The organism is Klebsiella spallanzanii (assembly GCF_902158555.1).
Taxonomy (GTDB): domain Bacteria; phylum Pseudomonadota; class Gammaproteobacteria; order Enterobacterales; family Enterobacteriaceae; genus Klebsiella; species Klebsiella spallanzanii.
This window is the reverse complement of sequence record NZ_CABGGS010000023.1, coordinates 14,778-37,648: the sequence shown is the minus strand read 5'-3', so window position 1 is coordinate 37,648 and position 22,871 is coordinate 14,778. Positions and strand designations below refer to the sequence as shown.

The 22,871-nt window shown below is 53.5% G+C and carries 20 protein-coding genes and 1 pseudogene; 4 read left to right on the top strand and 17 right to left on the bottom strand.

Annotation, left to right across the window (positions count from 1 at the left end; all coding sequences use genetic code 11):
* Positions 1–9: 9 nt before the first annotated feature.
* Both FN082_RS15245 and purL read right to left on the bottom strand, forming a co-directional pair.
* Entirely contained in the window at positions 10–1,446 is a 1,437-nt protein-coding gene (locus FN082_RS15245) for a sensor histidine kinase (protein WP_139536815.1), read from the bottom strand.
* Positions 1,447–2,011: 565 nt separating this feature from the next.
* A complete protein-coding gene (purL, locus tag FN082_RS15240) occupies positions 2,012–5,899 on the bottom strand; it encodes a phosphoribosylformylglycinamidine synthase (protein ID WP_142981874.1) in 3,888 nt (1,295 codons plus the stop codon).
* Between the two features lie 174 nt (positions 5,900–6,073).
* Here purL and mltF point away from each other — a divergent pair, with 174 nt between their 5' ends.
* The gene (mltF, locus tag FN082_RS15230; RefSeq protein ID WP_139536818.1) at positions 6,074–7,690 is read left to right on the top strand and encodes a membrane-bound lytic murein transglycosylase MltF; all 1,617 of its coding nucleotides are present in this window, start codon (positions 6,074–6,076) and stop codon (positions 7,688–7,690) included.
* Here the strand turns inward: mltF and tadA are convergent.
* Both tadA and yfhb read right to left on the bottom strand, forming a co-directional pair.
* On the bottom strand, positions 7,687–8,193 hold the full coding sequence (gene tadA / locus FN082_RS15225; protein WP_208431174.1) for a tRNA adenosine(34) deaminase TadA: 507 nt from the start codon (positions 8,191–8,193) through the stop codon (positions 7,687–7,689). The two genes, mltF and tadA, sit on opposite strands and share 4 nt — an antisense overlap.
* 59 nt (positions 8,194–8,252) lie before the next feature.
* The gene (yfhb, locus tag FN082_RS15220) at positions 8,253–8,888 is read right to left on the bottom strand and encodes a phosphatidylglycerophosphatase C (RefSeq protein WP_142981873.1); all 636 of its coding nucleotides are present in this window, start codon (positions 8,886–8,888) and stop codon (positions 8,253–8,255) included.
* Positions 8,889–9,099: 211 nt separating this feature from the next.
* Between yfhb and FN082_RS15215 the strand changes: the two genes are divergently transcribed.
* Positions 9,100–9,948 carry a MurR/RpiR family transcriptional regulator gene (locus FN082_RS15215; RefSeq protein ID WP_142463245.1) on the top strand — a complete coding sequence of 283 codons (849 nt, stop codon included), beginning with the start codon at positions 9,100–9,102 and terminating at the stop codon, positions 9,946–9,948.
* Between the two features lie 37 nt (positions 9,949–9,985).
* Here FN082_RS15215 and FN082_RS15210 read toward each other — a convergent pair whose 3' ends face one another.
* Together FN082_RS15210 and FN082_RS15205 are read right to left on the bottom strand one after the other, a co-directional pair.
* Positions 9,986–10,903 carry an oxidoreductase gene (locus FN082_RS15210; RefSeq protein WP_139536822.1) on the bottom strand — a complete coding sequence of 306 codons (918 nt, stop codon included), beginning with the start codon at positions 10,901–10,903 and terminating at the stop codon, positions 9,986–9,988.
* A gap of 21 nt (positions 10,904–10,924) precedes the next feature.
* Complete coding sequence (locus FN082_RS15205) at positions 10,925–12,121, bottom strand: L-lactate MFS transporter (RefSeq protein ID WP_139536823.1); 1,197 nt, start codon at positions 12,119–12,121, stop codon at positions 10,925–10,927.
* Positions 12,122–12,237: 116 nt separating this feature from the next.
* On the opposite strand from FN082_RS15205, the pseudogene FN082_RS15200 reads away from it, so the two are divergent.
* Both FN082_RS15200 and FN082_RS15195 read left to right on the top strand, forming a co-directional pair.
* Positions 12,238–13,163 (top strand): annotated as a pseudogene (locus tag FN082_RS15200) (LysR family transcriptional regulator).
* 37 nt (positions 13,164–13,200) lie between these two features.
* Positions 13,201–13,461 (top strand): YfhL family 4Fe-4S dicluster ferredoxin, encoded by a 261-nt coding sequence (locus FN082_RS15195; RefSeq protein WP_139536825.1) that lies wholly within the window; start codon positions 13,201–13,203, stop codon positions 13,459–13,461.
* On the opposite strand, the gene acpS is transcribed toward FN082_RS15195, so the two are convergent.
* From acpS to rpoE, 11 genes are all read right to left on the bottom strand, one after another.
* On the bottom strand, positions 13,458–13,838 hold the full coding sequence (acpS, locus tag FN082_RS15190) for a holo-ACP synthase (protein ID WP_139536826.1): 381 nt from the start codon (positions 13,836–13,838) through the stop codon (positions 13,458–13,460). The genes FN082_RS15195 and acpS overlap by 4 nt on opposite strands.
* Positions 13,838–14,569 (bottom strand): pyridoxine 5'-phosphate synthase, encoded by a 732-nt coding sequence (pdxJ, locus tag FN082_RS15185; RefSeq protein ID WP_139536827.1) that lies wholly within the window; start codon positions 14,567–14,569, stop codon positions 13,838–13,840. Before pdxJ ends, acpS begins: the two co-directional genes overlap by 1 nt.
* A gap of 11 nt (positions 14,570–14,580) precedes the next feature.
* Positions 14,581–15,318 (bottom strand): DNA repair protein RecO, encoded by a 738-nt coding sequence (gene recO / locus FN082_RS15180; protein WP_139536849.1) that lies wholly within the window; start codon positions 15,316–15,318, stop codon positions 14,581–14,583.
* A 65-nt stretch (positions 15,319–15,383) separates the two neighbouring features.
* Entirely contained in the window at positions 15,384–16,289 is a 906-nt protein-coding gene (gene era / locus FN082_RS15175; RefSeq protein ID WP_142981872.1) for a GTPase Era, read from the bottom strand.
* Complete coding sequence (rnc, locus tag FN082_RS15170; RefSeq protein WP_004104573.1) at positions 16,286–16,966, bottom strand: ribonuclease III; 681 nt, start codon at positions 16,964–16,966, stop codon at positions 16,286–16,288. Before rnc ends, era begins: the two co-directional genes overlap by 4 nt.
* Before the next feature lie 225 nt (positions 16,967–17,191).
* On the bottom strand, positions 17,192–18,166 hold the full coding sequence (lepB, locus tag FN082_RS15165) for a signal peptidase I (protein WP_142465708.1): 975 nt from the start codon (positions 18,164–18,166) through the stop codon (positions 17,192–17,194).
* A 15-nt stretch (positions 18,167–18,181) separates the two neighbouring features.
* A complete protein-coding gene (gene lepA / locus FN082_RS15160) occupies positions 18,182–19,981 on the bottom strand; it encodes a translation elongation factor 4 (RefSeq protein WP_139536830.1) in 1,800 nt (599 codons plus the stop codon).
* A 185-nt stretch (positions 19,982–20,166) separates the two neighbouring features.
* Positions 20,167–20,646, bottom strand: coding sequence for a SoxR-reducing system protein RseC (gene rseC, locus FN082_RS15155; protein WP_139536831.1), 480 nt, complete (start codon positions 20,644–20,646; stop codon positions 20,167–20,169).
* Positions 20,643–21,599: a sigma-E factor regulatory protein RseB gene (rseB, locus tag FN082_RS15150; RefSeq protein ID WP_139536832.1), complete on the bottom strand. Its 957-nt coding sequence runs from the start codon at positions 21,597–21,599 to the stop codon at positions 20,643–20,645. The genes rseC and rseB overlap by 4 nt, the downstream gene beginning before the upstream one ends.
* A complete protein-coding gene (rseA, locus tag FN082_RS15145) occupies positions 21,599–22,249 on the bottom strand; it encodes an anti-sigma-E factor RseA (RefSeq protein ID WP_142981871.1) in 651 nt (216 codons plus the stop codon). The genes rseB and rseA overlap by 1 nt, the downstream gene beginning before the upstream one ends.
* Before the next feature lie 32 nt (positions 22,250–22,281).
* Positions 22,282–22,857, bottom strand: a complete 576-nt coding sequence (rpoE, locus tag FN082_RS15140; RefSeq protein ID WP_142981870.1) for an RNA polymerase sigma factor RpoE — start codon at positions 22,855–22,857, stop codon at positions 22,282–22,284.
* Positions 22,858–22,871: the final 14 nt, after the last annotated feature.

The window sequence follows — 22,871 nt, the reverse complement described above, 5'->3', positions numbered from 1 at the left end:
ACCCGATAGTTATACGTTATTTTTTCCAGGCTCGGCGATGGGGAGCGTGATGCGAAAACAGATTAGCCCTGATTTATCATCAACCAGGCTCAGCTCACCCTGCATTTGCCGTACGCAGTCGCGAGCAATGCTCAGCCCCAGACCGCTGCCTTTTACCGCCCCTTTACGCTGGTGGCTTCCCTGATAAAAAGGCTCAAAAATCATGTTTCTCTCGGCGGATGGGATCGGCTCGCCGTCGTTAACGACGTCAATGCGCACCTGCTCGCCGTGCCGATAGCTGTGAATTCGAATGTTACCGGATTCGGCACCATAGTGCACCGCATTGGAGTAGAGATTATCCAGTACGCTGACCAGCAGCGCGGGCTCCGCTTCGCAAAAACGTTCGGTGAGCGAAAGTTCGGTATGCATCATTTTAGCTCTTGCCGGCAGGCTATGGGCGGAAACCACATTCTCCACCAGCTCGGCCAGGTTAACCGTCTCGCGCGCAATCGGGCCATCTGCCTGTTTACGGTTGTAGTCCAGCAATTGTTCAATCAGCTTTTGCAAATTGCGGCTACTGCTGTCCAGAATCTCGACGATCTCCTGCTGCTCGGGCGTCAGCGGACCGGCAACGCGGTCAGCAAGCAGCTCTGTCCCTTCGCGCATGCTGGCCAACGGTGTTTTCAGCTCATGGGAGAGATGGCGCAGGAACTGATGGCGCTGGGACTCCAGCCAGGCGAGTCGTTCGCTCAGCCAAATAATACGTTTGCCGACAGAACGCAGCTCGCGCGGGCCAGTAAATACCGCAGCGTCGTCCAGCGATTTTCCCTCACCCAGTCGGTTGATCATCCTCTCAATGCCTTTCACCGGGCCGATAATCATGCGGGTGAAAAGCAGTACCAACGCCAGGCTGAGCAGAAATAGCACCAGCGCCTGCCAGCCGAAGAACTGGCCGCGCTCGGCGATTTCCTGCTGCAGCTGCTGCCCGCGTGAATAGACTACCGTCCGGGTTGCCTGGACCATGTCACTATTGGCTGAGGCAAAAGCTTCCAGGCTGGCGGCTGACTTTGCCGCCGGGCCGCTATTTTTACACTGAAGCTCGGCCAGATCGTCGAGATCCTGACGTAGCGCCTGCCAGATTTTTTCGTCCGGCAGAACGCCCGCATGGGCATCAAGCATTTCGCTGTAGCGTTTGCGCTGGTTTTGATAGACCTGCGCTAGCGTCGGGTCATCCAGCACACAGTACTGCCGGTAGCTACGCTCCATTTCTAGCGAAGCATTAATCATTGCCTCGCTGCGGCGGGCATCGACCAGGGTCGTTCGGTTGATATGCGCCGCCTGAGCGCTGAGCGCATTAAGGCTTTGCCACGCCTGCCAGGCAAGAACCAATAGCGGAAGCAGGATCAGCACAAAGGAGAGCGTCACCAGCTGGCGCAACGATCGGGGGAACAGGGAGAGTCGCTTCAAGGATATCGTCTCAATCATTAGCTCATGACGATGCTAACTGAGGACGCAATAAACATCTACGCCAGAAATAATAAAGCCAGGCTACAAGAGCCTGGCTTTATTAAGCAATGAGGCGGTGCCTTACTCGACGTTTCGCCCGATGACTGATAAAGCAAAGCTGTTATCAGGAGTTGGACGGCAGGCACCTGTTTGTGCGTCATTCGAAGTTTATGTAGCGCGTCCCGAAGGGGCTGACATAAGAAGGTGAATGAGCCACTGGTTATAATTATGCACGAACTATGCCACATCACAAAACATTTTATTAACACAATGAAATATAATATGTTTTTACCATTTTCATGCGGTAGTGATGGCGTTCGCTCTTTGCGCAAAGTGTCGTTAATTAGCAACACCTGATGAATGGTTTATTGATACCTTTTTAAATCAATAAGTTAAATGTCACCTTTTGACGACACTGCTATTGCGCTTTTGTCGGCGATCCCCGACACCTTTTCCTCACGGGAATCACAAACAAAAAAAAGCCCCCTGCGCTAGCAGGAGGCTCAATGTGATTTGCGAATAGATATTAGCCCAGCTGTTTACGCGCGTTGCGGAAAATGCGCATCCACGGGCTGTCTTCGCCCCAGTTTTCCGGATGCCAGGAGTTCGACACGGTGCGGAAAACGCGCTCCGGGTGCGGCATCATGATGGTGGCACGTCCGCTTTCGCTGGTTACGGCGGTGATGCCGTTCGGCGAACCGTTCGGGTTGGCCGGATAGTTTTCCGTCACCTTACCGAAGTTATCAACAAAGCGCAGCGCTACCAGGCCTTTGCTCTCCAGCTGCGCCAGATGCGCGCCATCGCGGACTTCAACCTGCCCTTCACCGTGAGATACGGCAATTGGCATCATTGAACCGACCATCCCCTGCAGCAGCAGCGACGGACTTTGGGTCACTTCCACCAGGCTGAAACGCGCTTCAAAGCGGTCGGATTGGTTACGCACAAAGCGCGGCCACAGGTCGCTGCCCGGGATCAGCTCACGCAGGTTAGACATCATCTGGCAGCCGTTGCACACGCCCAGCGCCAGGGTCTGCGGACGATGGAAGAAGGTGGCAAACTCGTCGCGCACGCGCTCATTAAACAGAATGGATTTCGCCCAGCCTTCGCCGGCACCTAACACATCGCCGTAGGAGAAGCCGCCGCAGGCCACCAGCGCCTGGAAGTCAGCAAGACCGGTGCGGCCCGCCAGCAGGTCGCTCATATGCACGTCGATGGCATCAAAGCCCGCGCGATGGAACGCTGCCGCCATTTCAACGTGGGAGTTCACGCCCTGCTCGCGCAGCACGGCAACCTTCGGACGCGCGCCGGTGGCGATATAAGGCGCAGCGATGTCTTCGTTGATATCGAAGGAGAGCTTCACGTTGAGGCCCGGATCGGCATCGTTGGCTTTCGCCTCGTGCTCCTGGTCGGCACACTCTGGGTTATCACGCAGACGCTGCATCTGCCAGGTGGTTTCCGCCCACCACATACGCAGCGTAGTGCGGCTTTCGTTGAACACCGGATGACCGTCGGCAGTGATGACAAAGCGATCGCCCGTTGTTGCCTGGCCAAGATAGTGAACGCAATCCACCAGGCCATTTGCGGCCAGCAGCGCTTCCACCGCCTGACGATCGGCGGCACGAACCTGAATCACACCGCCCAGTTCTTCATTAAATAGCGCAGCCAGATGGTCATTGCCGAGCGCGGCGATATCCACGTTGACGCCACAGTGACCGGCAAAGGCCATTTCGGCCAGCGTCACCAGCAGGCCGCCGTCGGAACGGTCATGCCAGGCCAGCAGCTTACCTTCAGCCACCAGCGCCTGCATCGCATCCCAGAAGCCTTTCAACTGAGCAACGTCGCGAACATCGGCCGTCACATCGCCAAGCTGACGGTAAACCTGCGCCAGCGCTGTCGCGCCCAGCGCATTGTTCCCTTTGCCCAGATCGATCAGTAGTAGAGCGTTGTCTTCGCCAGAGAGCTGCGGAGTTACGGTGCGGCGCACATCTTCCACACGGGCAAAAGCGGAAATCACCAGCGACAGCGGCGAGGTCATCTCGCGCTGTTCATTGCCTTCCTGCCAGCGGGTTTTCATCGACATCGAGTCTTTGCCCACCGGGATAGTCAGCCCCAACGCCGGACACAGCTCTTCGCCTACCGCTTTTACCGCTTCATATAAACCCGCGTCTTCACCCGGGTGACCGGCAGCGGCCATCCAGTTTGCCGACAGCTTCACGCGGTTGAGCGCGCCAATCTGCGTCGCAGCAATGTTGGTCAGCGCTTCACCCACCGCCAGACGGGCGGAAGCAGCGAAGTCCAGCAGCGCCACCGGCGCACGTTCGCCAATTGACATGGCTTCGCCGTAGTAGCTGTCGAGGCTGGCGGTCGTCACCGCACAGTTAGCCACCGGAACCTGCCACGGACCGACCATCTGATCGCGAGCAACCATTCCGGTCACGGTACGGTCGCCAATGGTGACCAGGAAGGTTTTCTCCGCCACGGTAGGCAAATGCAGCACGCGATTTACTGCGTCAGCAATCGTGATTTCCTGACGATCGAGACTCTGGCCCTGCGCTTTCAGCGTCTGCACGTCGCGAGTCATTTTTGGCGTTTTGCCCAGCAGCACGTCGAGCGGCAGATCAATGGGGCGATCGTCAAAGTGAGCGTCGTCGAGGCTCAGATGCAGCTCTTCAGTCGCTTCACCAATAACCGCGTACGGCGCGCGCTCGCGGCGGCACAGCTCATCGAATAATGGCAGCTGCTCCGGCGCTACCGCCAGAACATAGCGTTCTTGAGATTCGTTACACCAGATTTCCAGCGGGCTCATGCCCGGCTCATCGCTGAGGATGTCGCGCAGCTGGAATTTACCGCCGCGTCCGCCGTCGCTAACCAGTTCAGGCATGGCGTTCGACAGGCCGCCCGCGCCAACGTCATGGATAAACAGAATCGGGTTGGCATCGCCCAGCTGCCAGCAGCGGTCGATAACTTCCTGGCAGCGACGTTCCATTTCCGGGTTGTCGCGCTGCACGGAGGCAAAATCCAGGTCAGCATCAGACTGACCGGAGGCCATTGAGGAAGCGGCACCGCCGCCGAGGCCGATGTTCATCGCTGGTCCACCAAGAACGATCAGCTTCGCACCAACGACAATCTCGCCCTTCTGCACGTGTTCGCCGCGAATGTTGCCGATGCCGCCCGCCAACATAATTGGCTTGTGGTAGCCACGCAGCTCTTCGCCGTTGTGGCTGGTCACCTTCTCTTCATAAGTACGGAAATAACCGTTGAGTGCCGGACGACCAAATTCGTTGTTAAACGCCGCGCCGCCCAGAGGGCCTTCGGTCATGATATCCAGCGCGGTCACGATACGCTCCGGCTTACCGAAATCTTCTTCCCAAGGCTGCTCAAAGCCCGGAATACGCAGGTTGGAAACCGAGAAGCCCACCAGACCCGCCTTCGGTTTCGCTCCGCGCCCGGTAGCACCTTCATCGCGAATTTCGCCGCCGGAACCGGTTGCCGCGCCCGGCCACGGAGAGATGGCCGTCGGGTGGTTGTGGGTTTCGACCTTCATCAGAATATGCGCGTCTTCCTGGTGGAAGTCATAGCGCCCGGTTTCGTGGTCGGCGAAATAGCGACCCACCGCTGACCCCTCCATTACCGCGGCGTTGTCTTTATAGGCCGACAGCACGTACTCCGGGGTTTTCTCGAAGGTGTTTTTGATCATTTTGAACAGCGACTTCGGCTGCTGTTCGCCATCGATAACCCAGTCAGCGTTAAAAATCTTGTGTCGGCAGTGCTCGGAGTTGGCCTGCGCGAACATATAAAGTTCGATATCGTTCGGGTTACGGCCCAGCTTATGGAAAGCATCCTGCAGATAGTCGATTTCGTCATCCGCCAGCGCCAGCCCCAGACGGAGGTTGGCGTCAATCAGCGCCTGACGGCCCAGGCCCAGCAGATCAACGCTGGTGACCGGGGTTGGTTGATGGTGGGCGAAGAGTTTTTCCCCCTCTTCCAGCGCGCCGAACACGCTTTCCATCATCCGGTCATGCAGTTCGGCCGCCACCAACGACCACTGTTCATCATTCAGGGCGCTCGCTTCGACGTAGTACGCCACGCCACGCTCCAGGCGCACAACCTGAGACAGGCCACAGTTATGGGCGATGTCGGTAGCTTTAGAAGACCAGGGAGAGATGGTGCCAGGACGGGGGGTAACGAGCAGTAGCTTGCCGCTTGGGGTATGGCTGCTTAAGTTCGGGCCATACTTGAGCAACCTTGCCAGACTCTCGCGATCGTCGCCGCTGAGCGGGGCGCTGAGGTCGGCAAAATGAATATACTCGGCATATAGGGTGCTGACCGGAAGATTGGCCGCCTGGAAACGTGCCAGCAGTTTATTGATACGGAATGCCGACAGTGCAGGTGAACCACGCAAAATTTCCATCATAAGTCTCTCGTCTTCGAAGCTTTCATGGTGAGCCAGGGGGGAAACGGGCGCCATTATAGTGAATCCTGCGCCCCGACGAAACCGTTTGCGTAGAAATAAAATGATTGCCGGGGTTTATCAATAAATGTGACCAGTTTCGCGAATAAGTTGCCAACTGGCGCATTCTTAAGCAAAATGCCGCTCATTCAACGACAACCATTAACTTTTTCCGGTCATAGTCTGCTGAGGAACACAAAGCTGCAGAAGATTAACCATCTGAAAAAACTAAAGATTAATTATCTGCTCATCGGCATTGTTACCCTCTTGCTGGCGGCTGCCCTGTGGCCGTCTCTCCCGTGGATGGGAAAACCTGAGAATCGCGTGGCGGGGATCATGGCGCGTGGCGAGCTACGCATCAGCACCATTAATTCGCCAATGACCTTCGCCTCTATTAACGATAAAACCTACGGTTTCGATTATGAGCTGGCGCAACAGTTTGCCGACTATCTCGGAGTCGAGCTGAAAGTCACCGTCAGGCAGAATATCAGCCAGCTCTTTGACGACCTTGATGACGGTAAAGCAGACATGCTGGCCGCCGGCCTGGTTTACAATTCTGAGCGAGTGAAAAACTATCAGGTCGGTCCAACCTACTATTCTGTTTCCCAACAGCTGGTGTATCGCAAAGGCAGCCTGCGTCCGCGCACCCTGGCTAACCTTACCGCTGAACAGCTGGCTATTGCCCCCGGACACGTGGCGATTAACGATCTGCAGGCTTTAAAAGAGCAAAAATATCCTGACCTCGCCTGGCGCGTAGACGAAAAGCGTGGAACAACAGCGCTGATGCAGGCAGTCATCGACGGCAAGCTCGATTACACCGTTGCGGATTCGGTCGCCGTCAGCCTGTTCCAGCGCGTTCACCCGGAACTGGCCGTCGCGCTCGATATCAGCGATGAGCAGCCGGTCACCTGGTTTAGCAAAAAAGGGGAAGATAATTCCCTGTCGGCAGCAATGCTTGATTTCTTTAACAACATTAATGAAGACGGCACCCTGGCGAGGCTGGAAGAGAAGTACCTCGGCCATGGCAACGATTTTGATTACGTTGATACCCGAACCTTCCTGCGCGCTGTGGAAAGCGTCCTCCCTGACCTGCAGCCGATGTTTGAAAAATATGCCCGGCAGATAGACTGGAGGCTACTGGCGGCTATCTCCTGGCAGGAATCGCACTGGGATCCACAGGCTACTTCCCCAACAGGCGTACGCGGAATAATGATGCTTACCCGTAATACAGCCTTGAGCCTGGGTCTCACTGACCGTACCGACGCTGAACAAAGTATCGACGGCGGGATGCGTTACTTACAGGATATGATGAGTAAGGTGCCGGAGTCAGTCCCTCAGGATGAGCGCATCTGGTTTGCGCTGGCAGCTTACAACATGGGCTATGCGCATATGCTTGACGCGATGGCGCTAACCAAAAAGCAGCAAGGCAACCCCAATAGCTGGGCCGATGTGAAGCAGCGTCTGCCGCTGCTGAGCCAGAAAAACTACTATAGCCGGCTGAAGTACGGCTTTGCGCGCGGTCATGAGGCTTATGCCTACGTCGAAAATATCCGCAAATACCATATTAGCCTGGTGGGCTATCTTTCTGAAAAAGAGAGAAAAGACGCCCAGCTGGCAGCTTTAGGCGAAGACTACCCGGCGGTCATGCCGGATGAGCTGGAGAAAGGAGAACAGTACGCCATGTCCTTTTTCAACTTTCGTGCCGAAACGCTGGTAGATAACGCAAAATTGAAAATCCCTGGGCACGGGCATTAATCTTCCGCTTGCTGGCTCGCTTTCTTCAGCGCTTTTTTCTCTTCCCGCCGCCAGCGGAAGAAATCACTCAACATGCCTGAGCACGCCTCCGCCAGAATACCTTCCGTTATCTCTACCCTGTGGTTCATTCCAGGATGATGCAACACGTCGATAAGCGACCCGGCGGCGCCGGTTTTTGCATCCCTGGCACCGAATACCAGGCGGGAAATGCGGCTATGCACCATCGCTCCCGCGCACATAACGCAAGGCTCAAGAGTGACGTACAGCGTTGCGTCAATCAGGCGATAGTTTTGCAGCACCAGTCCACCTTGACGCAGCGCCATGATCTCAGCATGCGCGGTAGGATCGTGGCGGCCGATTGGCCGGTTCCATCCCTCGCCGATAACCTGGTGATTGTGCACCAGCACGGCGCCGACCGGCACTTCGCCCTCTTCCCAGGCGCGTTTCGCCAACGTCAGGGCATGACGCATCCAGTATTCATCGTTTAATTCATGGTCAGACAAAGCGGGCACTCCTGCGGAAAAAGCGGGGCGCATTATACATGGGCGCTATATATTACACACTACTCTAACTGCTGAAGATCGCCCTGTGGCGTCACTCGCCAGCGGTGCTGACAAAAATAGAGTAGCGGGTTGTCCTGCTCGCTGTCGCTGTAACCACTATACAATCGCAGCGGGGCGCCGATTCGTTGTTCCAGCTGCGCCACTTTTTCGTTACCCAGGCAGCGAAGGGTTAAAACCCAGCCGCCGTAACGACGTTCCATCCGACTGGCTATCAGATTCACCCGCGGCAACCATGCGGTATCAACATAGACTTGTTCTACCAGCGACTGCGGCGACCCGGTGATCAACCAAACGTCTGCATCGGTGCTGCTCAAATAATTGTTAAGTCGTGCCTGAACAACCGGGAAAGCCGTGACATGCTGCTTAAACCAAAAGGTAAATTGCCTCTCGAGACGTTTCAGATGATGCTCACTGTGCCCAAAAGTTGAAGCCCAAAGCAGCAAGCTCATCGGCCAGCGCGCGGCCCGACCGTTTAGAATTAATCCTGCAACAATCACCGGCAATAGAGGGAGCACCAGCAACGCATTCAGCGGCTGATGGCGCAGAATATAGCGTAAGAAGCTGCCGAACATATCCTGCTGGTGCAAGGTTCCATCCAGATCAAAGAAAACCACTCGCTGCGTGCTGCTATTCAAAACCAACTCCTCTGAACGATTGTCCCGATAACCAGTAGCTTAACAGCCCTACACCGCGAATAGCGAAAACATACGCCGTCGTTGAATTCGGATTAAGAAAACGATTTTGTAGATAAATCTAAGGCATAGAATTTTTAATTCGTAATAATCCTCTTATAATCGAATACAAAATTCTTTCAGCCGAGGATGAAGGCTGTCCTCCGGAGCCGCTATGAACTGTTTGACCCGAATCCGCCAGCGCTACCCCACGCTGGCCGCAAGCGATAAAAAACTGGCCGATTTCATTCTGGCCCAACCGGATCAAACCCGCCACCTTAGCTCACAGCAGCTGGCGGGCGAAGCCGGCGTCAGCCAGTCAAGCGTAGTGAAATTCGCGCAGAAGATAGGATTCAAAGGTTTCCCGGCGTTGAAGCTGGCGTTAAGCGAAGCCCTGGCAAGCGCTCCCACTCCGCAGTCCGTGCCGGTACATAACCAGATTCGCGGCGACGACCCTCTGCGGTTGGTAGGCGAAAAGCTGATTAAAGATAATATCGCGGCCATGCACGCCTCGCTGGACGTCAACACTGAAGAGAAGCTGCTGGAAGCCGTGGTGCTGCTGCGTAATGCCCGCCGGATCATCATTACCGGCATCGGCGCATCGGGCCTGGTGGCAAGAAACTTTAGCTGGAAGCTGATGAAAATAGGCATTAACGCCGTTTCAGAACAGGATATGCACGCCCTGCTGGCGACGGTGCAGGCGATGTCGCCTGACGATCTGCTGTTGGCTATCTCTTACTCAGGCGAACGACGCGAGATCAATATGGCGGCAGGCGAAGCGTTACGCGTAGGGAGCCAGATCCTGGCGATCACCGGCTTTAACCCTAACGCCCTTCAACAGCAGGCAACGCTGTGTCTGTACACCATTGCTGAAGAACAGGCCACACGCAGCGCCGCGATTTCCTCCACCAGCGCGCAGATGATGCTTACCGATCTGCTGTTTATGGGGCTGGTACAGCAGGATCTTGAGCGTGCCCCGGAGCGGATTCGCCATAGCGAAGCGCTGGTGAAAAAGCTAGTTTAAAAATGGCTCTTCTGCCCCGACAAAAGAGCCGTCAGGTTTATTGTGCTTCTTTGGCGTGAATCAGTTGGGTCAGAAGCTTGTTAACCGGCACGGCAATATTATTCTGCGCGCCAATTCGCGCAATCGCACCGTTTAAATAGTCGATCTCGGTAAGCCGGCCTTTATGTAAATCCTGATACATAGAAGGATAGTGATGGCCGCTCTCGCGCGGGTCGAACACTTTTTTCACCGTATTCATCACCATTTCCTGAGTCAGCGGGATATGCTGGCTCGCAGCAACTAACACAATTTCGTCAACCACCGCTTGCGCTAAATCTAATGCGCCAGGCCGCTGACCAAATCCGCCGACATTACAATCCAGCAGCGCGCAATAGGTATTCATCACGCTATTAAAGGCTGCTTTCTTCCAGATCGATAATAATACGTCAGGGCTTATTTCAGCATTCAGCCCGGCGCTATTAAGGGCGGCAATGACCTTAGCCTCTAACTCCGAGTCCTGGCTGGCAATCGGCTGCAGTTCAATCGTTCCTGTGCCGGTAGCCATAATATGTCCGGCCCCCTCCAGTTCACTGGACCATAGCGTCACGCCTGCATAGATTTTTTGCCGATCGACATATTTCTCCAGGGTTTCGATATTTCCCAGGCCGTTAGATAAAATCATCACGACCTTCGCGGCTGGCAGCAGCGGCTTAATGCGCTGCAGCATGCTATCCAGCTGCATGGCTTTAGTGAACAGAATAACCAGCTCAAATTCCCCGTGGGATTCATCAGCCATCATCGCGGGGATAGGGTAATACTGCTGGGTCGTTTCCGTTTCGACAAACAACCCCTTGCTGCGAATAGCATCGACATGCTCCTGCCAGCTATCGATAAGCGTCACATCATGCCCGGCCGCCAGCAGCATATAGCCAAAACGACATCCCATAGCGCCTGCACCTGCGATTGCAATTTTCATCTTTATTTCCTTATTATTTGATTAATGGATTTTGGCTAAAACCGTTGCGACATATTTCTTAGTTATCAGGGTTAGTACAACACCAATAAGCAATAGCACCGTTGTCAGAATAAATACCGTATTGTAGCTTCCGGTATATTTTGCAATAGCAGATGTTACGTAAGGAGCAATCACCGCACCGACGGCAAAACCAAAATACATAAATCCGTAGTTTAGCCCCTGGTTACGCATGCCAAAGTTCTGGCTGGTCAGGCCTGGGAAGATAACTAATATACCGGCATAAGCAAAGCCCACGCCCAGAGCGCTGAAATAGAATACCGAAGTATTGCCATTGAAGAAAAATAACAGCAGCATACACAAGCAGGTAAAGAGGTAAACAATAACCAGCGTATTATAGCCGCCTAATTTATCGGTTAACCCTCCCCAGAACAGGCGACCGATCGAGTTAAATATCGAGACCAGGCTAACGACTAACGCACCGGACAATAAACCGTACTGCGTCATGCCAATTTGTGCAGAACTCGAGCTGATCACCATCCCCGAGAACACACCCAGCGCCAGAATCATAAACAGCAACCAGAAGCGCAGATCTTTAAGCATGTGCCGATAGTCTTTATCCATCGGCGATGCTTTAATCCCCCCACTATCTTTTGCTGGCGCGCTGCGGATAAAAAACTGAACGATAAAAATAACCACCAGATAGACGATACCAAGATATAACAACGCCCGGCTAACATCGTGAGTTTGCGTCATAAAATATTCGGCCAGGCGGGTACAAAGTAACGTTCCTACCCCCACGCCAGCCAGCACGATACCGCTAGCGAGGCCGCGGCGGTCGGGGAAAAATTTCAGGATATTATTCAGATTTCCCGTAAAAGCCAGGCCGGATCCCAATCCGGCAATGACGCCGTAGGTTAAAAACAGCATTGGCAAATTATCCACGAATCCCGACAAGATAAAGCCTAAAGAAAACAAGATACCACCGATAACTATCGCCTGTTTTCCTTTACCGTTGTCGATCATTCTCCCCCCCCAAATCATCGGTAAAGGAATGATCCCCATGTTGATAGAGAATGCTAACGCCAGCGTAGCCGGGTCCCAGTGATATTGCGCCATTAGTGGTGTTTTAAAATAGCTAAACGCGTAGACGCCCCCGAGCACAAAATTGATGCACACGTGGGCGGCAAGCATTCCCCAGCGGTTGATTGATGCCGTCATAATATTTCCCTTTTTAAAATGCACTGATCACAGTTTAAAAAAAGCAAAATAGGCAAACAATTTGGTATTTTTTATAATCGTTATAACAAAACCCAATCGATTGGCGTTAAATTTTAATGAATATCAAACAACTGCATTCCTTCCTGATATTGTGTGATGAATTACATTATGGTCGGGCAGCCAGTCGCCTGTTTATCACTCAGCCATCATTAAGCCAGCAAATCAAACAACTTGAGTCATCACTTAAGACAATATTATTTAAGCGAAAAGGAAGAGGCATTGAATTAACAAAACCAGGCGTTATTTTGCAACAGCACGCTAACAAAATAATGCTGGATTTAAAAAATGCCGAAAATGAACTTCTTCCCTATCAGGATCAACAGCGCGATACGATTTCCATCGGCGTGTCAGGCAGCTACTTGTTGTTACCTGCATTCCGTAGCTTTATGGCACACCACCCGGAGATATCGTTAAACGTTAAAGAGTTCTCAACGGAACAAACCATTAAAAAGCTGACGGATAACGCTGTCGATATTGGCATCGTTTATCGGACGACGTTCCCTGCCCAGCTAAGCTCGACCATGCTGTTTGAAGATGAAATTATTGCTGCAATCCCACTTTCTCATCCTCTGGCAACACGCGAACGTCTGCATCCAAAAGATTTAAACGACCAATCCATTATCGTGCTTAATGACTCTCTGCTATTAAGAGGAATCATCACGACTGAATTTAATCACCGCAAAGTCGCACCTAATATTATCTGCGAGCTGGATAACCACTACTCATGCCTTGAGTACGCCGAAGCGCAGATTGGTATCGCATTGATTACCCGCTCGTTAACTCGTTTATCGACCCCAAAAACGTTCGCCTGGTTTCACTGGGTATACCCGCCTTCTTTATTCCCGTGATGCTGGTGCACAGCAATGATCTTTCACTGGATAACGCAACCATTTGTCTGCTCAAGCAGATCAAAAATTTTTACACTGTAGATGGGGAATCAGCGGCAGAAAAGAGCTGGCCCGAGCAGAAAATGGGCGTATAATGCCCGCCCTATTTGTGTTGTTTCTGAGAATTTCCTGATGGCGCTGTTAATCACCAAAAAATGCATCAACTGCGATATGTGCGAACCAGAGTGTCCGAATGAGGCCATATCCATGGGTGATAGCATTTATGAAATTAACAGCGACCGCTGCACCGAATGCGTGGGTCATTATGAAACGCCAACCTGCCAGAAGGTGTGCCCGATCCCGAATACTATTATGAAAGACCCGGCACATAACGAAAATGAAGAGCAGCTGTGGGATAAATTTGTCTTACTGCATCATGCGGAAAAAATCTAACTTTCGATGATAACCGTAGCGCAGGCATAGTGGCGCTCATCGGCCAGCGTCACGTGAATGCTGCTTACGCCCAGGCGCTCCGCCAGGCTCTTCGCCTCCCCCCACAATCGCAGTTTTGGCTTACCCAGCTCGTCGTTGTAAACCTCAAACTGATTAAACGCCAGTCCATTGCGAATGCCGGTGCCAAGCGCCTTGGCCGCAGCTTCTTTGACCGCAAAACGCTTAGCCAGAAAACGGACCGGCTGCTGATGCTGTTCCCATATTGCCCACTCGTGGTCGCTGAGTACGCGACGAGCCAGGCGATCGCCGCTGCGGGCGATCACCGCTTCGATGCGGGCAATTTCAACAATATCAGTACCCAGTCCGAGAATGGCCATCAGGCGCGCGCTTCCTGCATCAGACGTTTCATCTCAGAAACCGCCTCTTTCAGGCCGCTCATCACCGCTCGACCAATAATCGCATGGCCGATGTTCAGCTCGTGCATTTCCGGCAGTGCTGCAATGGCTTTGACGTTATGGTAAGTCAGACCGTGGCCGGCATTAACCTTCAGCCCCAGACTCGCGGCATAGGTTGCCGCTTTCGCAATACGCTCCAGCTCTTTCGCCTGCTCAGCGTCAGTTTGCGCATCGGCATAGCAGCCAGTGTGAATTTCGATATAAGGCGCACCCACGTCCGCCGCAGCCTTAATTTGCGCATCATCAGCATCAATAAACAGAGAAACCAGAATACCGGCGTCGGCAAGACGATTGCAGGCATCGCGCATTTTATCAAGCTGGCCAGCCACATCCAGACCGCCTTCGGTGGTCACCTCCTGGCGTTTTTCCGGCACCAGGCAGCAGAAATGCGGCTTAGTCTCACAGGCAATATTGATCATCTCTTCCGTTACCGCCATCTCAAGATTCATGCGGGTATCGAGAGTCTGACGCAGGATCCGCACATCGCGATCGGTAATGTGTCGGCGATCTTCGCGCAGATGCACGGTAATACCATCAGCACCAGCCTGCTCGGCGATAAAGGCCGCCTGTACCGGATCCGGATAAGCGGTACCGCGAGCGTTGCGTAATGTCGCAATGTGGTCAATATTGACCCCTAACAGTAATTCGGCCATGACAATCCTCGTTAATCGTTATTGGTTTTATTAGCTCGCGCCGCCCGCGCGGGCATAAACTGGCGAAACAGTTCCCGGCTCTTTAACGGTTTCCCACCAAGATAAGGCTTCAGGGCGATACGGGTGAAGCGTTTTGCCGCGCGTAACGCATCGCTATCCGGAAACTCGCGGTTCGCTAATGCCTTAAGATGGTGCCCGGTAAAGGTGCTGTTATCAATAACCACGCTGGCGATAAAGCCTTTTTCTTCACGGTAGCGATAGGTCATGGTGTCGTCAACCGCTTCGCCGCTCCCGGCACAGTGCAAAAAATCGACGCCATATCCCAGGTGTCCAAGCAGCGCCAGTTCAAAGCGCCGTAGCGCAGGTTCCGGCGAACCGCTGGCGCCAGCCAAAGACTGGATACAGTGCAGATAATCGAAGAAGAGTTCAGAGAAGCGCGTTTCATGCTCCAGCACGCGGGAAAGTAGTTCGTTAACGTAAAGTCCGCTGTAAAGCGTGATGCCGCTAAGAGGTAGCGCCAGGGAGACAGCTTCTGCGCTGCGCAGCGTCTTGACTTCGCCGCGCCCGCCGAAACGGAGCAGCAAGGGGGTAAAAGGCTGAAGAGCGCCTTTGAGATTAGAACGTTTAGAACGTGCGCCTTTTGCTACAAGGCGCACGCGACCGGACTCTTCCGTGAAGACGTCCAGCATTAAACTGGTTTCGCTCCAGGGCCGACTATGCAGTACGAAAGCGCGCTGCCAGCCTTCCATCATACTCGTCGTCTTTCAGGTTGCAGGTGCGTTGACCGCGCCACGAAAGCCATAGAGTATCAAACTCAGAGATCGTCAACGTAACCGAGACTACGCAGCGCGCGTTCGTCATCGGCCCAGCCGGATTTCACTTTCACCCACAGTTCCAGGTGAACTGGCGCTTCGAACATCTCCTGCATGTCCTTACGGGCTTCAATACCGATGGTTTTGATCTTGGCCCCTTTGTTGCCAATCACCATCTTCTTCTGCCCTTCACGCTCAACCAGAATCAGACCGTTGATATCGTAGCCGCCGCGTTCATTGGTCGCAAAACGCTCAATTTCGACGGTGACGGAATACGGCAGTTCAGCACCAAGGAAACGCATCAGCTTTTCACGAATGATCTCGGAAGCCATAAAGCGCTGAGAGCGGTCGGTGATGTAATCTTCCGGGAAGTGGTGAATCGCTTCCGGCAGGTGCTTACGTACGATCCCGGCGATGGTGTCAACGTTCAGCCCGGTTTCCGCGGAAATCGGCACGATATCAAGGAAATTCATCTGGCTGCCGAGGAACTGCAGATGCGGCAGAAGATCGGCTTTTTCCTGTACGTTATCGACTTTGTTTACCGCCAGGATAACCGGCGCTTTCCCTTCACGCAGCTTATTGAGGACCATCTCATCGTCTGGCGTCCAGCGGGTACCTTCAACCACAAAGATAACCAGCTCAACATCGCCAATAGAGCTGCTCGCCGCTTTGTTCATCAGGCGGTTAATCGCACGCTTTTCTTCCATATGCAGACCTGGAGTATCGACATAGATTGCCTGATACGGGCCTTCAGTATGAATGCCAACGATGCGGTGACGCGTAGTCTGCGCTTTTCGGGAAGTGATAGAGATCTTCTGCCCAAGCAGTTTGTTCAGCAGTGTGGATTTACCCACGTTCGGACGTCCAACGATGGCAATAAATCCGCAGTAGTTTTTTTCTTCGCTCATTCCAGCTCCAGCTTTTTCAGCGCCTGTTCGGCGGCAGCCTGCTCCGCCTTGCGACGGCTAGAACCTGTGCCAACCACCGGTTCACTCAGGCCGCTAACCTGGCAGTGGATAGTAAATTCCTGATCGTGCGCTTCCCCGCGAACCTGAACAACCAGGTAAGACGGCAGCGGCAGATGACGCCCCTGCAGATATTCCTGCAAGCGGGTCTTCGGATCCTTTTGCTTATCGCCAGGACTGATTTCGTCCAGGCGGCTCTGATACCAGGAGAGGATAAGGCGCTCAACGTTCTGGATATCGCTGTCGAGGAAAATCCCGCCAATTAAAGCTTCAACGGTGTCCGCCAGAATCGATTCGCGGCGAAAGCCTCCGCTTTTCAATTCACCCGGCCCAAGACGCAGACATTCACCTAACTCGAACTCGCGAGCAATTTCTGCCAGCGTGTTGCCTCGCACCAGCGTTGCGCGCATGCGGCTCATATCGCCTTCATCTACCCGAGGGAAACGATGATAGAGCGCATTCGCGATCACAAAACTCAATATTGAGTCACCTAAAAATTCCAGGCGCTCATTATGTTTGCTGCTGGCACTGCGGTGAGTTAATGCCTGTTGCAACAGCTCCTGATGATGAAAAGTGTAGCCCAGCTTTCGTTGAAGCCGATTAATTACGATGGGGTTCATGCGTTACCAATAGATGAATGCGTCAAAAATGCAGCACACGAAACCGACCTGAGTAAAAACCAACGCGGTTTCGTGTGCTGTGTCAATCTTACGAGAGACAACCTAAAACTTCGGGGGGATATTCTATACGCAACGACAAGGGATGTCGTTAGTTTGAATAGATTTAAATCTTAAATAATTCACGCTGCCGTCATTCCTGCGGCAGCGTGAATAAAGACAGGAAAACTACTTGATACCGCCGATACGCGATAAACGTACGCCGGTAGGCCACTCGCCTTCTTGTTTTTCGAAACTCATCCAGATTGCGGTGGCTTTACCGACCAGATTCGCTTCCGGCACAAAGCCCCAATAACGGCTATCAGCGCTGTTATCGCGGTTGTCACCCATCATGAAATACTGTCCCGGCGGGACAATCCAGGTTGCCAGCGGCAAAGCGGACTGATGGTAATACATGCCTACCTGGTCCTGAGCTATCGGTACGGTCAGAATGCGGTGCGTCACGTCGCCCAGCGTCTCTTTACGCTCGGTCAAACGAATCCCGTCAGCCTTGGTTTCGCCTTTCGGTAGCTGCCAGAAACCGCTGGTCGCTTCGCCGCCGTTGCTGCGAGAAAAGGTCTGGACGAAATCGCTCGGCTCAACGTTGGAGTAGGTTACCGGCAGAGCATTGCCGCAGGCCTGGCCGGAGCTGCAACCTGGCTGGATGGTGACCTGTTTAGCAATGGGATCGTATGTCACTTTATCGCCCGGTAAGCCTACCGCGCGCTTGATATAATCCAGACGCGGATCTTCTGGATATTTAAAGACCACAATATCGCCACGCTTCGGGTGACCGGTTTCGATTAGCGTTTTCTGGTAGATAGGGTCTTTAATGCCGTAAGCAAACTTCTCGACCAGAATAAAATCGCCGATCAGCAGGGTTGGCATCATTGAACCGGACGGGATCTGGAAGGGCTCATAAATAAATGAGCGAACCACCAGCACAATCGCCAGAACCGGGAATACCGAAGCGCCGGTTTCCAGCCAACCCGGTTTCGGACCAACTTTTTTCAGCGTTTTCTTGTCCAACTGGTCGCCAGTCGCTGCCTGAGCAGCGGCCTGACGCTCACGACGTTTTGGCGCAAAGATAAACTTATCAAGGCACCACAACAGACCCGTCACCAAAGTAGCGATGACCAGGATCAGGGCAAACATGTTCGCCATGCCAACTCCTTAGGGTTATTTGCCGTCTTTACCAACGTGCAGAATGGCGAGGAACGCTTCCTGCGGCAGCTCAACGTTACCGACCTGCTTCATACGCTTCTTACCGTCTTTCTGCTTCTGCAGCAGCTTTTTCTTACGGCTGACGTCGCCGCCATAGCATTTCGCCAGGACGTTTTTACGCAACTGTTTGACGGTAGAGCGGGCGATGATGTGGTTGCCGATAGCCGCCTGAATCGCAATATCGAACTGCTGACGTGGGATCAGCTCTTTCATCTTCTCAACCAGTTCGCGACCGCGGTATGGCGCATTGTCGTTGTGGGTGATCAGCGCCAGCGCATCAACACGATCGCCGTTAATTAACACGTCAACGCGCACCATGTTTGATGCCTGGAAACGCTTGAAGTTGTAATCCAACGATGCATAGCCGCGGGAGGTTGACTTCAGACGGTCGAAGAAGTCGAGCACCACTTCCGCCATCGGGATTTCATAGGTCAGCGCCACCTGGTTACCGTGGTAAACCATGTTGGTTTGAACACCGCGTTTTTCGATACACAGGGTAATCACGTTGCCCAGAAACTCCTGTGGCAGCAACATATGACACTCAGCGATCGGCTCGCGGAGCTCCTGAATATTGTTCAGCGGCGGCAGCTTGGATGGGCTATCGACGTAGATAACTTCTTTCGAAGTGGTTTCTACTTCATAGACTACCGTCGGCGCTGTGGTGATCAGATCCAGATCGTATTCACGCTCCAGACGTTCCTGGATGATCTCCATATGCAGCAGGCCAAGGAAGCCACAGCGGAAGCCGAAGCCCAGCGCGGTGGAGCTTTCCGGCTCATAGAACAGAGAAGCATCGTTAAGGCTCAGTTTACCCAGCGCGTCGCGGAAGTTCTCATAATCATCAGAACTCACCGGGAACAGGCCAGCATAAACCTGCGGTTTAACCTTTTTAAAGCCTGGCAGCGCTTTCTCCGCGGGGTTACGCGAGAGCGTCAGCGTATCGCCAACCGGCGCGCCGAGAATGTCTTTAATTGCGCAAACCAGCCAGCCTACCTCGCCGCACTTCAGCTCGGTACGGTCAACCTGTTTCGGCGTGAAGATACCCAGACGGTCGGCGTTATACACCTGCCCGGTACTCATCACCTTTATTTTATCGCCTTTGCGCATGGTGCCATTTTTGATACGCACCAGCGAGACAACGCCGAGGTAGTTATCAAACCAGGAGTCGATGATCAGAGCCTGCAGAGGCGCTTCCGGGTCACCTTCCGGCGGCGGAATATCGCGCACCAGGCGCTCCAGTACATCCGGCACGCCAACGCCGGTTTTTGCCGAGCAGCGCACCGCATCGGTAGCATCAATGCCGACGATGTCTTCAATCTCTTCAGCCACGCGTTCCGGATCGGCCGCAGGCAGGTCGATTTTGTTCAGGACCGGTACGACTTCCAGGTCCATCTCCATCGCCGTATAGCAGTTAGCCAGGGTCTGAGCTTCTACGCCCTGACCCGCATCAACCACCAGCAAAGCCCCTTCACAGGCCGCCAGCGAACGAGAAACTTCATAAGAGAAGTCGACGTGACCGGGGGTATCGATAAAGTTCAGCTGATAGGTTTCGCCATCAGCCGCTTTGTAATCGAGGGTGACGCTCTGCGCCTTAATAGTAATACCGCGCTCACGCTCAAGGTCCATGGAGTCCAGAACCTGGGCTGCCATTTCACGATCGGAAAGGCCACCGCAAATCTGGATAATACGGTCAGACAGCGTCGACTTACCGTGGTCGATGTGAGCGATGATGGAAAAGTTACGTATATTCTTCATATTTAGAGTTAATTATGCCTTACGCGTATCATGAGGCCGCTGTTCAGTGCCTGACGTTTTTTAATCCGAAAACGCCGCATTCTACACTACATCCACGAAACCAGGAAATGCTCTTACTGTTAGCATAACCGGAGTAAATGACGAGATCTTGCGGGAGTGATAAATAAAGATAAGGGCCAGTGAAATCACTGACCCAATGGTGAGGAAGACGTCTCGACGCGGACTAAATCTGGCGGTAAACCGACGCTAATAATCACCGGCTGCCACGATTGTCTGGAGGCTAAGCCCGGCGAAAGACCGCGAGCCACCAGAAAACCGCCAACGCCGCCGAGGATTGCCCCGCACAGCGAGGCGAAGTCGTTCGCGAACAGCACCTGAAATATTGATGCCATCACGAACAGACCAACCAGCGGCGCCATATAGACTAATACAGCCGACCCGAGCAAACTGCTTTCAGCGATCCCCAGCTCCACTTTTTGTCCGGCCGCTAACGGCTGTTCGCATGGGACGCTAATGGTATGGCTGGTTTGCGGCCCTAACTTATTTAGTACCCGGCTACCGCAACCGGCGCGGGAGGCGCAGCTACTGCACGAAGCCTTAACATCACAGTGCACCAGCGCAATGCCGTTGTTCCAGGAGACAACCGTCGCCCACTCTTTAATCATTGTGCTGCCCTGAATTTAATACTATCGGAAATACGCTTAGCGGTTTGCGGAGGTAGCTCGCCAACAATGGTTATCTCTGCGTTATCGCGCACGGTAGTCGCTACGGTCCGACGTCCGGTACGCAATAGCTGATCGCTGCTGTTGGCGGTGGCACGATTGATATTGATAGAGAAACTAAACAGCCCGTCAGAATACAAACGAGACTCAACCGGGCCATCGAAAGTAGGCAGACGACGCTGGCTACTGGACACTTCGGCAACGCCCTGCGGCAGCCAGGTTGGCGCCCAGTTAAAGTTAGCCTTATTACCACCTTCCGGAACGGACAGCTGCGGAGGCAGGTTCGCCTTAGACAGGGTTTCCATGCTGGCGCTCACGTTGTCGCCAACGTTGAACGAGACGACCCGGAACTGCTCCAGCGTTTCGCCATCGCGGTCAAGCAAATCGACCCTTAACGGCAGCTTTGTTTCAGCATCTAACCAGGCGATATAACTATAGCGAGTGCCATCGCGGGCCACTACTCGAACGACATCGCATAAGCGATCGGCAATGCGCGTACGCCCAACGGAGATGAAATCGTAATAGGATGCCAGCCGTTTGAAGTCGGTATACACCAGTGAAGGCAGCGAATCGACGATATAGTCGCCGTTCAGGGTGAACGGATCGAGCCCGGGTTCAAAATAGCTTATCTCTGTGCCACGCAGCACCACTTCCCGACGTGGGCCATCGAGCTGTAATAGCTGAGCCAGGGTACGATTGTTCAGTTTTGCGTGTCGATAACGCAGCGACTCAACGCCCTGCTTGTTGATGCTGACGAAAGAAAGCTCGTAATTGAGGGACTGGCTGGCCAGGTTCATCTGCTGCAACAACGCCCCGGACGATGTATCAGCCGAGGCGTTGACGGAGAAGAACAGGCTGCCTGCCATGAGCGACATGGCACACCAAAGTTGCTTCATTACTGCGATTGCGTTCCTAAAGTTTGATAGCCCGGCACCTGAACAGCGGCTTGTTGAGTCTGGGCCTCGCCAAACTGCAGCTGCTCTGCATGCAGGCGACGCTGCAATTCATAGTCCTGTAGCATAGCATTAATTCTACGACGCTGTTCCTGCACCTGAGCCTGCTGACCGGTACCTGCTGAAGCATCCGCCGGTACGCCCAGGCTAACCGGGCTGGCTTTACCCATCATCGGCATAGTGTTAAACACCGGGGCCTCAGGCTGCTGAGATGAATCAGACTGACCATTATACTGCTGAACGCCAACAATCACAGCGAGGGATACGCACGCGGCAACGCCCATCTGGGTAAGCGAACTGACCCATGGACGTACTTTCTGCCAGAAAGGCATCTGACGCCACTGATGCGGAGCGGGTTGAGATTCAGGAATTAGAGGAACCGTCTGACGGACGGGCTCGTTTTCTATGGCGGCCATGACGCGAGCTGAGATATCAAAATGGAGCACCTCACTCGTATCGCCTCGCAGCGTATCGCGGATGAGATGGTAGCTCTCCCAGGTTTTTTGCATTTCAGATGAACGACCCAGCTCATTAAGCAGTTCGTTATCCAGCGTTTCACCATCCATTAAGGCCGAAAGTTTTTCTTTCTGCATGCCTGATACCCTTTTCCAGTATTCCGCTATCGTCAACGCCTGATTAGCGGTTGAACTTTATTATCAATAGCTTCTCGTGCCCGGAAGATGCGCGAACGCACAGTTCCCACCGGACAATCCATGATGGCGGCTATTTCTTCATAGCTCATGCCATCCAGCTCCCGCAACGTAATTGCCATGCGTAAATCTTCCGGGAGCGATTCAATGGTACGAAAAACTATTTGTCTCAGCTCTTCTGACAACATTAAGTTCTCAGGGTTCGAAATTTCTTTCAATGCCCCACCACTTTCGAAGTTTTCAGCATCATTTGCATCAATATCGCTGGATGGCGGACGACGTCCCTGAGCAACCAGATAATTCTTCGCCGTATTGACGGCGATACGATATAACCAGGTATAAAAAGCGCTATCCCCCCGGAAAGAATCCAGCGCACGCCATGCTTTTACGAACGATTCCTGAACAACGTCAGCGATATCGCCCGGCGGCACGTAGCGGGAGACCAGGCTTGCAACCTTATGCTGATAGCGTACCACCAGCAGGTTAAATGCTTTCTGATCTCCTTTCTGGACCCGTTCAACGAGGACCTGATCCGTTAACTGCTCGCTCATCCGAGGTAATGTCT